Source organism: Rhodococcus jostii NBRC 16295, from assembly GCF_001894825.1.
GTDB classification, from domain to species: domain Bacteria; phylum Actinomycetota; class Actinomycetes; order Mycobacteriales; family Mycobacteriaceae; genus Rhodococcus_F; species Rhodococcus_F jostii.
Genome location: NZ_BCWY01000011.1, coordinates 1 through 13661, shown reverse-complemented (window position 1 = coordinate 13661; position 13661 = coordinate 1). Strand labels below are relative to the sequence as shown.

General features: G+C 67.5%; 12 protein-coding genes. 2 read left to right on the top strand and 10 right to left on the bottom strand.

The window, feature by feature from the left end; genetic code table 11:
* Window positions 1–1235: 1235 nt before the first annotated feature.
* The 6 genes from RJ1_RS09890 to RJ1_RS09865 form a co-directional block, all read right to left on the bottom strand.
* Window positions 1236–3179 carry an acetoacetate--CoA ligase gene (locus RJ1_RS09890; protein WP_073359780.1) on the bottom strand — a complete coding sequence of 648 codons (1944 nt, stop codon included), beginning with the start codon at window positions 3177–3179 and terminating at the stop codon, window positions 1236–1238.
* A 66-nt stretch (window positions 3180–3245) separates the two neighbouring features.
* Window positions 3246–4070, bottom strand: a complete 825-nt coding sequence (locus RJ1_RS09885; protein WP_073359779.1) for an HpcH/HpaI aldolase/citrate lyase family protein — start codon at window positions 4068–4070, stop codon at window positions 3246–3248.
* Window positions 4067–4552, bottom strand: coding sequence for a MaoC family dehydratase (locus RJ1_RS09880; RefSeq protein ID WP_073359778.1), 486 nt, complete (start codon window positions 4550–4552; stop codon window positions 4067–4069). Before RJ1_RS09880 ends, RJ1_RS09885 begins: the two co-directional genes overlap by 4 nt.
* Window positions 4549–5709 (bottom strand): acyl-CoA dehydrogenase family protein, encoded by a 1161-nt coding sequence (locus RJ1_RS09875; protein WP_005253824.1) that lies wholly within the window; start codon window positions 5707–5709, stop codon window positions 4549–4551. The genes RJ1_RS09880 and RJ1_RS09875 overlap by 4 nt, the downstream gene beginning before the upstream one ends.
* Window positions 5706–7715, bottom strand: coding sequence for an acetyl/propionyl/methylcrotonyl-CoA carboxylase subunit alpha (locus RJ1_RS09870; protein ID WP_073359777.1), 2010 nt, complete (start codon window positions 7713–7715; stop codon window positions 5706–5708). Before RJ1_RS09870 ends, RJ1_RS09875 begins: the two co-directional genes overlap by 4 nt.
* 14 nt (window positions 7716–7729) lie before the next feature.
* Window positions 7730–9319 (bottom strand): carboxyl transferase domain-containing protein, encoded by a 1590-nt coding sequence (locus RJ1_RS09865; protein WP_073359776.1) that lies wholly within the window; start codon window positions 9317–9319, stop codon window positions 7730–7732.
* 115 nt (window positions 9320–9434) lie between these two features.
* Between RJ1_RS09865 and RJ1_RS09860 the strand changes: the two genes are divergently transcribed.
* A complete protein-coding gene (locus RJ1_RS09860; protein WP_073359775.1) occupies window positions 9435–10040 on the top strand; it encodes an SACE_7040 family transcriptional regulator in 606 nt (201 codons plus the stop codon).
* A 46-nt stretch (window positions 10041–10086) separates the two neighbouring features.
* On the opposite strand, the gene RJ1_RS09855 is transcribed toward RJ1_RS09860, so the two are convergent.
* The 3 genes from RJ1_RS09855 to RJ1_RS09845 all read right to left on the bottom strand — a co-directional run bounded on the left by RJ1_RS09855 (window position 10087) and on the right by RJ1_RS09845 (window position 12331).
* Window positions 10087–10356, bottom strand: coding sequence for a GlsB/YeaQ/YmgE family stress response membrane protein (locus tag RJ1_RS09855; protein WP_073359774.1), 270 nt, complete (start codon window positions 10354–10356; stop codon window positions 10087–10089).
* A gap of 149 nt (window positions 10357–10505) precedes the next feature.
* A complete protein-coding gene (locus RJ1_RS09850; RefSeq protein WP_073359773.1) occupies window positions 10506–11132 on the bottom strand; it encodes a response regulator in 627 nt (208 codons plus the stop codon).
* Window positions 11129–12331: a sensor histidine kinase gene (locus RJ1_RS09845; protein ID WP_073359772.1), complete on the bottom strand. Its 1203-nt coding sequence runs from the start codon at window positions 12329–12331 to the stop codon at window positions 11129–11131. Before RJ1_RS09845 ends, RJ1_RS09850 begins: the two co-directional genes overlap by 4 nt.
* A 163-nt stretch (window positions 12332–12494) precedes the next feature.
* Here RJ1_RS09845 and RJ1_RS09840 point away from each other — a divergent pair, with 163 nt between their 5' ends.
* Window positions 12495–13079 carry a GlcG/HbpS family heme-binding protein gene (locus tag RJ1_RS09840; RefSeq protein ID WP_073359771.1) on the top strand — a complete coding sequence of 195 codons (585 nt, stop codon included), beginning with the start codon at window positions 12495–12497 and terminating at the stop codon, window positions 13077–13079.
* Between the two features lie 14 nt (window positions 13080–13093).
* On the opposite strand, the gene RJ1_RS09835 is transcribed toward RJ1_RS09840, so the two are convergent.
* The coding region (locus RJ1_RS09835) for an AMP-binding enzyme (RefSeq protein ID WP_143169553.1) at window positions 13094–13661 on the bottom strand (568 nt) is incomplete at its 5' end.

Here is a 13661-nt window from a genome sequence, read left to right as displayed (position 1 = left end):
GGGTTACTCCGTTCTCGAACGCGTGGCGACTGCCGCCTGTGTCTTTGGTGATTCGTAGCTCTCGGTCCCACGGACTGCGTCGTGGGCCGGTCTTCCGATGAACGCCATCACATGAACAGGCCTTGCCGGTTCGAAGTTGCTCGCGGAACAGAAACGCGCCGGACGTGGGACGTCCTGCGCGGATCGAAGAGTTCCACCACACTCGGAGTCGATGTCAGACGATCGTCCGAAACCCGATTGCCTGCGACGCTGAATACTCCAAGGCCCTTACTTCCCGAACTACTTGCGGTGAGCGGGTTCATACGTGGCTCCGTTCTCTCATCGATCCAACAAGCGGCCACCCAATCGGTGCTCGTCATCGCCCGCGTCGAGAGCCGAGTCTACGGCGCTGGTCGAGGAGCGAAGCATCGTCGCATTCACTGCCTCGCCCTCCTCTCGTTCGGTGGTGACAACTTCGGTTCGCACGGCTCCACGGCGACGCCGGGAATTACATCGGTGTCACAACCCGTGCCGTTACCGGTGCGGATGTGACGTACCCAACCCTCGATACTTCCAGAACCAGGCCTGAATTCGATCTTCGACGCGCACACATTCAACAGGCAGAACCACATTCCGGGCACCGCGTACAACTCAAAGGTGGATACCGTACCGAGAGTCGGAATTTGGCAAGGTGTACAACTGCCGTATCCAGTTTCAAGCGGCGCCTCCCGACTGTTCTCCGTGTACGGTGCGGCCGATCTCGTGACCGGCGGCGGCATCGAACAATCACTCCCCCGTGACCGCAGTTTTTGCCAACCACCGTGTCTACCAAAGGCCCGCGCAGGTCTCAAAACGACGCGACCCCGACGGTGCACGCCGGGAATAACCGAATGCCGTGGTCGCGAGAGCGCACCGACCGCGCGAACTGGACGACCGCCCATCAGAGAAGAGCAGGTCAGTCCGCTGAAGATCACCCGCTGACCTGCCCAGAGCGACGCCGAACCGCCGACATCCCCACGAGCCGGCCCAGCCGCTCGACACCGCATCCCAGCATCTGGGACAGCGCCTCGCGACCCGGCGACCGCAATGCCCGATTCGTCCCGATCACGGAGGCGCTCCCGGCCGGCGACGGACGGGAGATTTCTCACATTCGCCGACCCGCGACACCGCCGACCCGCGATAAGTTACTAAACAGTAACAAAGGTAAGACTAATCTAACCGTTGCGGTGCAACGATACTGGCTCGACGGTCCGCCCTCAGCGTCCGTATCTCGCGAACCAGTCGAGCAGGTCGGGGTCGTCCACGGCGCTGCGGTCGACCGTGCGCCCGGCGTCCGCACCCTGGAAAATCCGTTTGAGGGGAACCTCGAGTTTCTTGCCGGTACGGGTGTGCGGGATGCCGGGCGCCACGATGATGTCGTCGGGCACGTGGCGGGGCGAGGCCTGCTCGCGAATGGCGCCGCGGATACGCTGCTTCAGCGCTTCGTCTAGTTCCACCCCCTCGGACAGCACCACGAACAGCGGCATCCAATATCCGCCGTCCGGCAGATCCACGCCGACGACGAGCGCCTCCGCGATCTCCGGCAGCTTCTCCACCACCTGGTAGATGTCGGCGCTTCCCATTCGAATTCCGTTGCGGTTCAAGGTGGAATCGGATCGGCCGTGCATCAGGACCGTCCCGCGATCGGTGATCGTGATCCAGTCGCCGTGCCGCCACACTCCGGGGAAGACATCGAAATAGGCTTCCCGGTAGCGCTCACCCACCGGATCGTTCCAGAACGACACCGGCATGGACGGCATCGGCGCGGTCACGACGAGCTCGCCCACCTCGTCCCGAACTGGCCTTCCCGACTCGTCGAACGCGTCGACGGCGACACCCAGGCACGGCGCGGACAGCTCCCCCGGCCACACCGGGACGTTCCGCGCTCCCCCGATGAACGCCGACACCACGTCCGTCCCGCCGGTGATCGACACGACGGGAACGGCCCGACCTATGTTCTCGGACAACCACAACGACGACGACGCCGGCAAGGTGGACCCGGTGACCCCCACCGCGCGGAGGGAGCTCAGATCGTGCTCCCGCGCGGGCACCACACCGGCCTTGTCGCACGCGAGGACATATCCGGGACTGGTTCCGACCACCGTCACACCGAGATGGGACACCAACGCCCACAACGCATCAGGAGTCGGGTACGACGGGCTTCCGTCGTAGCAGACGATGGTTGCTCCCACGAGCAAACCCGCCGTCTGGAAATTCCACATCATCCAACTGGGACTGGTGTACCAGAACAGGATGTCCTCGCGCCCGATGTCGAGCTGGAGCGCGAGCGACTTCACGTGCTCGAGGAGAACACCGCCGTGCCCGTGCACGATGCCCTTCGGCAGCCCCGTGGTGCCCGAGGAGAACACCACCCACAACGGATGGTCGAACGGCACGGCGACAGGCTCGAGGACTTCGTCCCGGCCGGTGGCGTCCGCCCAGGCGAGCGTGCCGTCGACGGCCGCGTCCGGGTCGAGATGAGGCACGACGACGGTGAGGACCAGCGACGACAACCCGCGGCGAAGCTGGGCGGCCGCCCCGAGCCGATCGTGCTCCTTGCCTCCGAATCGGTAGCCGTCGGCGGTGATCAGCGCCTTGGGTTCCAGCTGACCGAGTCGGTCGAGCGCGGCCGGCGCCGAATAGTCCTGTCCGCAGGCCGCCCACACGGCACCGAGCGACGCCGTCGCGAGAAACGCGACGACGGCCTCGGGAATGTTGGGGAGGTAGCCGACGACGCGGTCACCTTCCCCGACACCGTGATCACGCAGCGTGGCCGCGAGCGACGCCACGCGGGAGCGCAACTCGTCCCATCCGACGGCGGTGTCGGGCACACCCTCGCCGGCGTACAGGATCGCCGGTGCGTCCGGGCGGGCGTTCCGGAAGACGTGGTCGACGTAGTTGACGGTCGCACCGGGGAACCAGACCGCGCCCGGCATCGCGGCGTCGGCGAGGGCGGGTCCGGGATCGGTGGCGGACCGGATCTCGAAGTAGTCCCACACGTCCCGCCAGAACTCCGCCGGTTCGGACACCGACCAGCGCCACAGCGATCGATAGTCGTCGACCGTGACGCTGTGACGCCGTGCGACGAACGCGGCGAAGTCGGTGATCACCGCGTCGCGCACGTCGGCGTCGGTGGGCACCCACTGCGGATCGGCTGTCATGGGCACCATCTTCCCCGAGAGCGCGGCCGTTCCGCGCACTTTCGCGCCCAGCGCCGGGGGACGCTGCTATTTCCCCTTCGCCGTGTCCTTCGCCCGGCGCAGGATCGCCTCCGCGTGACGCAGTACCGGCGCGTCTACCATCTTTCCCTCGAACGCGAAGACCCCGCGCTCGTCGGCGACGGCGGCGAGAACCCGCGTCGCCCAGTCGACGTCCGCGTCGGACGGCGCATACGCCTCGCGGATCACCGCGACCTGAGTCGGGTGGATGCCGACCTTGATGTCGAATCCGACGGCGACGGCGTCGAGTGCCTCGGTACGCAGCCCGTCCAGGTCCTTGATGTCGAGGTAGACGGAGTCCAGTGCGAGCCGGTGATAGCCCTTGGCCGCCAGCAGCGTCGACGACCGCACCTGGGTGGCGACGTCGCGGTAGCTGCCGTCTTCGTGGCGGCTGGAGTTGCCACCCATCGCGGCCACGAGATCTTCGGCTCCCCACATCACGCCGATAGTGCTGGCCGCCAACGCGATCTCGCTCACCGCGAGCGCACCGAGCGGCGACTCGATCAGGGCGATCACCTCACGCGGGGCCAGCGACAGCACCTGGTCGGCGGACTCGCACTTGGCCAGCATGAGCCTCGTGTAGCGGGTGCCGTCGAGTGCCAGCAGGTCGCGTTCGTGGTCCTCGGTGCCGACCGGGTTGACCCGCACGACGGTGCGATCGGGATCCAGCGGGGTGTCGATCAACGAGATCCGGGCAGCTTCCTTGTCCGCCGGCGCGACCCCGTCCTCGAGGTCGAGGATCACGACGTCGGCCGCCGCTGCCGCTTTCGCGTACCGTTCGGGCCGGTCTGCGGGGCAGAACAACCAGGCCGGACCGGGCAGTTCCCAGCTCATGACGGCTTCTTCTGGACGAGGGTCTTGCGCACCGCGATCGCCACCACGTCGCCATTCTGGTTGCGGCCGGTGTGTTCGAGCGTGACGATGCCTTCGCCGGGACGGCTCTTCGATTCCCGCTTGTCCACGATTTTCGTCTCCGCGTAGAGCGTGTCACCGTGGAAGAGCGGCTTCGGGAAGCTGATCTCCGAGAACCCCAGATTCGCGACGATGGTCCCCTGCGTCAGCTGCGCCACCGACAGCCCGACCACCGTCGACAGGGTGAACATCGAGTTGACGAGGCGCTGACCGAACTGGGTGCCCTCGCTGTAGGCGGCATCGAGGTGCAGGGCCTGGGTGTTCATCGTCTGCGTGGTGAACAGGACGTTGTCGGCCTCGGTGACGGTCCGGCCGGGCCGGTGCTCGTACACCGCCCCCAGTTCGAACTCCTCGAACCACAGTCCGCGCTGGACGATCCGTGTCGCGTTGCCGGCCTCGGTCACAATCCCGCCTCCCGTGCGATGAGCATCAGCTGCACCTCGGTGGTGCCCTCGCCGATCTCCAGGATCTTGCTGTCGCGGTAGTGACGCGCCACGGTGTACTCGTTCATGAATCCGTAGCCACCGTGGATCTGGGTGGCGTCCCGGGCGTTGTCCATCGCAGCCTCGGAGGCGACGAGCTTGGCGATGGCGGCCTGCTTCTTGAACGGCTTGCCCGACAGCATCCGGGCGGCGGCGTCGTAGTAGGCGGTGCGGGCCGTGTGGGCTCGCGCCTCCATGCGGGCGATCTTGAACGCGATGGCCTGATTGTGTCCGATGGGGCGTCCGAATGCCTCACGTTCCTTGGCGTACTTGACCGACTCGTCGACGCATCCCTGGGCGGCCCCGACGCTGAGCGCGGCGATCGCGATGCGGCCCTCGTCGAGGATCCGCAGGAAGTTCGCGTACCCGCGACCACGCTCGCCGAGCAGGTTCTCCTCGGGAACACGCACGTCCGAGAAGGTCAGCGGATGCGTGTCGGACGCATTCCAGCCCACCTTGTTGTAGGCCGGCTCGGCGGTGAATCCCGGCGTCGACGTCGGCACCAGGATGGTGGAGATCTCCTTCTTGCCGTCCTTCGTACCGGTGACCGCGGTGACCGTGACCAGCTTGGTGATGTCGGTCCCGGAGTTCGTGATGAACTGCTTGTTGCCGTTGATGATCCATTCGCCGCTGTCGAACTTGGCGGTGGTCTTCGTGCCGCCGGCGTCGCTTCCGGCCCCCGGCTCGGTGAGCCCGAACGCGGCCAGGCTCTTGCCGCTGGTCAGTTGCGGCAGCCACTCCTGCTTCTGCTCCTCGTTACCGAATCGGTAGATCGGCATCGCACCGAGTGACACACCGGCTTCCAGGGTGATGGCGACGCTCTGGTCGACCTTGCCCAGTTCTTCGAGTGCCAGGCAGAGGGCGAAATAGTCGCCGCCCATCCCGCCGTACTCCTCCGGGAACGGCAATCCGAACAGGCCCATGTCGGCCATCCCCGACACCACCTCGTACGGGAAGGTGTGGTTGGCGTCGTGTTCCGCCGCGACCGGTGCCACCACGTTCTTGGCGAAGTCGGCGACCGTCTTCGCCAACTGCTGGTACTCGTCGGGAAGCTGTCCGGTGGCAAGGAATTCGGTCATGACGCGTCTTCTTTCGTGTCGGTGGTGTCGGTGTGCGGGGTGACTCGTGCGAGCAGTTGGTCGACCATCACCTGGTCACCGGGTGCGACGAGGATGTCGACGACGCCGTCGACGGGGGCGGTGAGCGAATGCTCCATCTTCATCGCCTCGACGACGACGAGCGTCTGGCCGGCGGTGACGTGGGCGCCCGCTTCGGCGCCGACGGCGATGACGGATCCGGGCATGGGGCTGGTGATCTCGGCCTCGCCGGCGTGGACGTCGCCGGTGCGGACGCTGAGTTCACGCACCTCGCGCAGCATCGTGGTGCCGTCGGATCCGGCGAGCCAGATGTGGCCGTCGGTCTGGGCCACCCGGTAGGTTTCGCGCCGGCCGTCGATCACCACCGACAGCGTGGTTCCGTCGAGTGCGGCGGTCAGCGACAGGGTGTCGCCGTCCTCGACCTGCGCGGTGGCGTCGGACGGGCTGCCCGTGATGCGAACGTGGTCGGTGCGGGTGGCCGACGACAACCGGATGCTGGTGGGTGCGGGAACCCCGACCCGCCAGCCGCTCGGGACGTCCCACGGATCGGCCTGTGCCCGCTCGGGCCAGCGCTGCACCCAGCGGAAAGCAGCAGCGGCGATCAGGGCAGCATCGGTGGCCTCCGCAGCGGCGAAGTCCTCGAGCCGTCGGTCGAGCAGACCGGTGTCGAGGTTGCCGGCCACCACGTCGGGATCGGCGAGCAGGAAGCGCGCGAACTCGATGTTGGTGACCACTCCGAGCACACCGGTGCCGGCCAGCGCCCGGTCCAGTTTCCGCAGTGCGCCGGCGCGGTCGTCGGCGTGGGCGATGACCTTCGCGAGCATCGGGTCGTAATCGCTGCCGACCACCGTGCCGGGCCGCAGTCCGGAGTCGACGCGGACACCGGGGCCGGCGGGTTCGACGACGTCGGCGACGAGTCCACCGGTGGGGAGGAATCCGCGACTCGGGTCCTCGGCGTAGACGCGGGCCTCGATCGCGTGGCCGGTGAGGGTGATGTCGTCCTGGGTGAAGCCGAGCGGCTCACCCGCCGCGACCCGCACCTGCCACTCGACGAGGTCGAGTCCGGTGACGAGTTCGGTGACCGGGTGCTCGACCTGCAGCCGGGTGTTCATCTCCATGAAGAAGAACTCGTCGGGCTTGTCGGCGGAGACGATGAACTCGACCGTTCCCGCTCCGGAGTAGTCGACGGAGCGCGCCGTGTTGCAGGCGGCCTCGCCGATCCGGGCGCGTGTTGCCTCGTCCAGCAGAGGCGACGGCGCCTCCTCGATGACCTTCTGGTGGCGGCGCTGGAGGCTGCACTCACGCTCGCCGAGGTGGACCACGTTCCCGTGACCGTCCGCGAGGATCTGCACCTCGATGTGCCGGGGCCGCAACACGAATCGCTCCAGGAACAGCGTGTCGTCGCCGAACGCCGACGCCGCTTCACGCCGCGCGCTGCGCAACGCCTCGGCGAGTGCGCCCGGCTCCTCGACCAGTCGCATGCCCTTGCCGCCGCCGCCTGCCGACGGCTTGACGAGAACCGGGTAGCCGATGTCGCCTGCAGCCGCGATCAGTTCGTCGTCGGACAGGCCGGGACGGGCGATGCCGGGGACGACGGGCACGTCGAACTTCACCACCGCGTTCTTGGCGGTGATCTTGTCGCCCATCACCTCGATGGCGTGCGCCGACGGGCCGAGGAACGCGATGCCGGCGTCCGCGCAGGCCCCGGCGAACTTGGAGTTCTCCGACAGGAACCCGTAACCGGGGTGAATGGCCTGCGCGCCGGTGGCCTGGGCCGCCGCGATCACCTTCTCGATGACGAGGTAACTCTCCCGGGCGGCGGCCGGGCCGAGCAGGACTGCCGTGTCGGCCTCGCGGACGTGCCGCGCATCCCGATCCGCTTCGCTGAAGACGGCGACGGAGCGGATGCCCATGGCCCGCAGCGTGCGGATCACACGTACCGCGATCTCGCCGCGGTTGGCCACCAGGACGGTATCTATCCGAGTCATTTCAGTCATTCCACTCACATCCGGAAAACGCCGTAGGAGACCGGCTCGACCGGTGCGTTCGCACACACCGAGAGCGCCAGTCCGAGAACAGTTCTGGTATCGGCGGGGTCGATGATGCCGTCGTCCCACAGCCTGGCCGTCGAATAGTACGGATTGCCCTGCGCCTCGTATTGCTCGCGGATCGGCGCCTTGAACGCCTCCTCGTCCTCGGCCGACCACGGGTTGCCCGCACTGTCCAATTGCTCGCTGCGCACCGTCGAGAGCACCGACGCCGCCTGCTCCCCGCCCATCACCGAGATCCGGGCGTTCGGCCACATCCACAGGAACCGCGGCGAGTACGCCCGCCCGCACATCGAGTAGTTGCCGGCCCCGTATGAGCCGCCGATCACCACGGTCAGCTTGGGGACCCGGGCGCACGCCACGGCCGTGACCATCTTGGCGCCGTGCTTGGCGATGCCACCCGCCTCGTAGTCGCGGCCGACCATGAAACCTGCGATGTTCTGCAGGAACAGAAGCGGAATCTTGCGTTTGTCGCACAGTTCGATGAAGTGCGCGCCCTTCATCGCGGACTCGGCGAACAGCACGCCGTTGTTGGCGACGATGCCGACCGGGTGGCCCTCGATGTGCGCGAAACCGGTGACCAGGGTCTTGCCGTACTCCGCCTTGAACTCCTGGAACTCGGCGCCATCCACGATCCGGTCGATGACCTCGTGGACGTCGTACGGGGTGCGCGGGTCGGTGGGGACCACGTCGTAGAGATCGCTCTGCGGCGCCGACACGGGGACGGCGCTGATCACGTCCCACGGCCGCTCGGCGCGCGGGCCGAGGGTGGCGACGATGTTCCGCACGATCCGCAGCGCGTCCTGGTCGTCCTCCGCGAGGTGGTCGGTGACACCGGAGACCTTGGAGTGCAGGTCGCCGCCGCCGAGTTCCTCCGCGGTCACGACCTCGCCGGTGGCGGCCTTCACGAGCGGCGGGCCACCCAGGAAGATGGTGCCCTGGTTGCGGACGATGACGGCCTCGTCGCTCATGGCGGGCACGTAGGCGCCGCCGGCGGTGCACGAGCCGAGGACCGCCGCGATCTGCGGGATCCCCTGCGCGCTCATCGTGGCCTGGTTGTAGAAGATGCGGCCGAAGTGCTCGCGGTCAGGGAACACCTCATCCTGCCTAGGCAGGAACGCGCCGCCGGAGTCGACGAGGTAGATGCACGGCAGCTGGTTCTGCAGCGCGATCTCCTGCGCCCGCAGATGCTTCTTCACCGTCATCGGGTAGTAGGTGCCGCCCTTGACGGTCGCGTCGTTGGCGACGATCACGCATTCCCGCCCGGACACCCGGCCGATCCCGGCGATCACACCCGCTCCGGGGCATTCGTCGTCGTAGAGGCCGTTCGCCGCGAGCGGCGAGATCTCGAGGAACGGGCTGCCCGGATCGAGCAGCGTGTCCACCCGATCGCGGGGCAGGAGCTTGCCTCGGCTGACGTGCCGCTCGCGCGACTTCTCGCTGCCACCGAGCGCGGCCACGGCCAGCCTCGACTTCAGTTCGTTTACCAATTTCGTGTGCTCTGCCCGGTAGCCCTCCCGTGCAGTGGTTCCGCCCAGTGCCATCCTGCCGCCTTCTCGTCTTGACGCCCGTGCCGAGTGAGTTAATACTCGATAACTGAAACTAAGATAACTGTGATTAACTGAGTTGTCCAGACCACACCCGGAAAAGAGCAGGGCGATGACCACAGACGTCGACGGCACCGAAGCGCCGACCACGCGCCGGGAGCAGATGAAGGCGGATCGTCGCCGCCAACTGCTCGACGCGGCCGCCCGCCTCATCGCCGAACGAGGCTTCCTGGGCGTCCGGCTCGAGGACCTCGGTTCCGCAGTGGGAATCAGCGGACCCGCCGTGTACCGGCACTTCCCCAACAAGGACGCCGTCCTCGTGGAACTGCTCGTGGGGATCAGCACGCGACTGTTCGAGGGCGGGTCGCTCGTGGTCGCCGAGTCCACCGTCCCGGAAGAAGCCCTCGAGGGGCTCATCGACTTCCACCTGGACTTCGCACTCGGGGAACCCGACCTCATCCGCATCCAGGACCGAGACCTGGAGAGTCTGCCCGCCGACGCCCGCCGGGAGGTCCGGCAGACGCAGCGGCGCTATGTGGAGATCTGGGTGAAGGTGCTTCTGCAGGTGGATACTTCGCTCGACGAGACGGACGCCCGCACCAAGGCGCACGCCACGTTCGGACTGATCAACTCGACCCCCCACAGCGCCGATCCGTCGACCCCCTCGCGCACCCGGAAGGTGCTGCGCGACATGACGCTCCTATGCCTGCGCCCGTGAGTACTTATTAACCGCGGGCGGTTGACAAGTACTCACGGGCGCAGCATCAGACTCGCTTCTTGCTCGTCATCGAGGTGTACCCGAGCGTCAGCACGGCCGCCGCGGCGATGCTGATGACCCACCGGATCCAGTCGATCCCTCCGGTGTCTCCCTTGTCGAGGAGTCCTTCCCACACCCAGTAGCCGATCAGCGCACCCACGATGCCGAGGACGACGGTGATGACCCAGCCCATCGCCTGCTTTCCCGGAATCACGAGACGCGCCAGAACGCCGATGACCGCACCAAAGATGATGGTGCCGATGATGTTGCCAACCATGGCCCTTGTCCTCTCAACACGCAATTCATGGTGCGAGCGGAAGGTCACCGCTCCTTTCGAACATAACCACCTGGACAGCCGTTCGACAGGGCTTGGGCAAATCGTTGCCAAAAGGTTCATGCGGACGTACCCCTGCACACCCGCTCCGGTCAGCGGATGCCCTGTTTCCGCAGGGCCACGGACACGGCGGCGGCCCGGGTATCGACACCGAGCTTCGCGTAGATGTGGGCGAGATGGGTCTTGACCGTCGCCTCGCTGATGAACAGGGCCCGGCCGAGCTCCTTGTTGGTCATGCCCTTGGCCAGCAGCGTCAGCAGTTCCGCCTCCCGGGGCGTGAGCGCCTCCTCGGGGCGCTGCATCTGCTGCAGTAGTCGCGACGCGACGGGCGGCGACAGCACACTCTGCCCCGCCGCTGCGCCGCGCACGGCGGCGAAGATCTCCGGAGGTGTCGAGTCCTTCAGGACGTACCCGATGGCGCCGGCGTCGATGGCGCGCACGACGTCGGCGTCAGTGTCGTACGTCGTGAACACCAGCACCGGCAGGTCCGGGTCGACCTGCCGGATACGGCGGATGGCCTCCACCCCGTCGATACCGGATCCGAGGGCCAGGTCCATTGTCACCAGTTGCGGACCGCACTCCGTCACCGCGTCGACCGCTTCCTCCCCCGTGCCCGCCTCGGCGATCACCTCGATGTCCGGCTGCGAATCGAGAAGTGCACGCAGTCCGGCACGGACGACCGCATGGTCGTCGACCAGCAGCACGGTGACGGCGCTCATCCCGCAGTTCCTCTCGCGCACGGTATCTGGGCGGCCACCACGGTCCCTTCGCCCGGAGCGCTCTCGACGGTGAACGTGCCGCCCAATTGCTCGACGCGCCTGCGCATCGCGCGCAGACCGTATCCGCCGCGAGCCGACGACGATCCGGCGGGCGCAGGATCGAATCCCCGGCCGTCGTCGAAGACGTCGAGGGCGACCGCGCCCGGCAGGTACGTCAGCGTGACACCGACCGTCTCCGCCTCGGCATGCAGCGCGACGTTGGCGACCGCGCTCTGGGTGATCCGCAGCAGCGCATGCGCCACCTCCGCCGGAATCGCGATCGGAGTCCCCACGATCCGGAGCTCCGCCCGCGGGTGGTGCGTGCGCGCGGCAGCGAGCAGTGCCGAGTCGATCGGCTGGGATTCCAGGTTGGGCGCCGCGAGATGATGCACGAGACTGCGTGTTTCCGCGAGATTCTCACGCAGTGTTCCGGTCGCCACCCGGACATCCTCACGCGCCCGCGCTTCGGCCGACGGGTCGCCCTGCGCCCACGTCTGTTCGGCAGCCTCGAGCCGGAGCAGGCTGCTCGTCAGTCCTTGCGTCACGGTGTCGTGGATCTCGCGGGCGAGTCGCTCGCGTTCGGCAAGTGCTCCGGCCTCGCGCTCGGTCTCGGCGAGTCGCGACCGGGTGTCCGCGACCTGGCGGAGCAGACTCACCCGCTCCCGGCCGTCGCGCTCGATCTGGCTGTACGCCATGACGATCAGCGCCCCGGTACACAACGGTCCCACCAGCACCGCCCACTCGGTGCGCCCGGAAAAACTGAAGAACGCCAGCGACGTGAGGACGGCGAGCACGCCGACGACCGGGTACGCGATCCGGCTCGAGTAGGCCCTCGTGCAGAGGAAGAACATGGGAAAGGCGCACCAGGCGAAACTCGGGGCGAGCCAGACGAGTACCGCCCACGTCGTCAGGACGGGCATGACCCAGGGTTCCCACGCCCCTCCCCTCCGCGCCACGACAGCGGTGAGCGTGTACAGCGCGGCGAGTACAGCGATCAACGCGATCACCACGACGAATCGCCCGCTCACACCGTGGTATGTCAGGTACCGCGCCGTCGACGTCGCGAGGAGGACGTAGAACGAGATGTGGATGGCGGTGGCAAGCGGGCCGCGCAGGCTCGCGCCGTCCGACCTGTCCACTCCGTCCACGGGTGTCGTCACGTCGATGAATCCTACGGACCGGCGGCGGGACGCGTATCCACCGTTCGGATGATCTGCCGGGGCCGGACGGATGAGTTCGGGGGCGCCGTCGGCCCGATGCGGTCACCGGCACCGCCGGGCCAGGCTGGTCACGTCAGCTCGTCACTTCCCGAAAGGCCTTCCGATGCGCACCTTCCACCGCCTGCCCCGCATTCTGGCGATCACCGTCCCGCTCGCCGCGATCGTCGCCACCTCGGCGTGCGGCACGTCCGCGTCCGACGAGGCGAGTCCGGCGTCCCCACCGGTCGCGACCGCCGCGGCGCCGGCACCGATGGACGGTGCGGACGGCGTGGTGAGCCAGAACCGTCTCGGTATCGGCACTGCGCAGGCCGCCGCGCAGGCGGCGCTCGCGAAGTGCCAGGCCGACGGGCTCGGCTTCGTCACCGTGTCGGTGGTCGATCGCGCCGGAAACGTGCAGGCCATGTTGCGCGGGGACAATGCCGCTCAGCACACCGTGGAGGCGGCCCGCCAGAAGGCGTACACCGCTGCCGCGTTCGGTGCGAACACCAGCGATCTGAGCGAACGCGCCGAGGGCGACGGCGCGACGGTCGCCGACCTGCCCGGAACATTGTTCCTCGCCGGCGGAATGAGCGTGAAGTCCGCAGGCACGTCGATCGCGGGTATCGGCGTCGGCGGCGCTCCCGACGGCATGAAGGACCAGGCCTGCGCGGCCGCCGGCCTCGACGCGATCGCCGGGGCACTGGGGTAAGAGCACGACACGCGTCAGGCGCGGCCGATCAGGTCGAGGGACTGCTCCCGCATCTCGACCTTGCGCACCTTGCCGGTCACGGTCATCGGGAACTCGTCGACGACGTGCACGTACCTCGGGATCTTGTAGTGGGCGAGTTTCCCGGTGCAGAACTCCTTCACCGCCGCGGCATCGAGAGGAGTCGCGCCGTCCTTCATCCGCACCCACACCATCAGTTCCTCGCCGTACTTCGCGTCGGGCACACCGATCACCTGGGCGTCGAGGATGTCGGGATGGGTGTAGAGGAACTCCTCGATCTCCCGCGGGTAGACGTTCTCGCCGCCCCGGATCACCATGTCCTTGATCCGCCCGGTGATCGCGACGTACCCGTCGGAATCCATCACACCGATGTCGCCGGTATGCATCCACCGGCCGGCGTCGATCGCCTCCGCCGTCTTCTCCGCGTTGTTCCAATACCCGAGCATCACCGAGTACCCCCGGGTGCACAGCTCGCCCGGCTCACCCCGCCGAACGGTCAATCCCGTTGCCGGATCGACGATCTTGACCTCGAGATGCGGGCCGACATGGCCGACGGTGGAGACG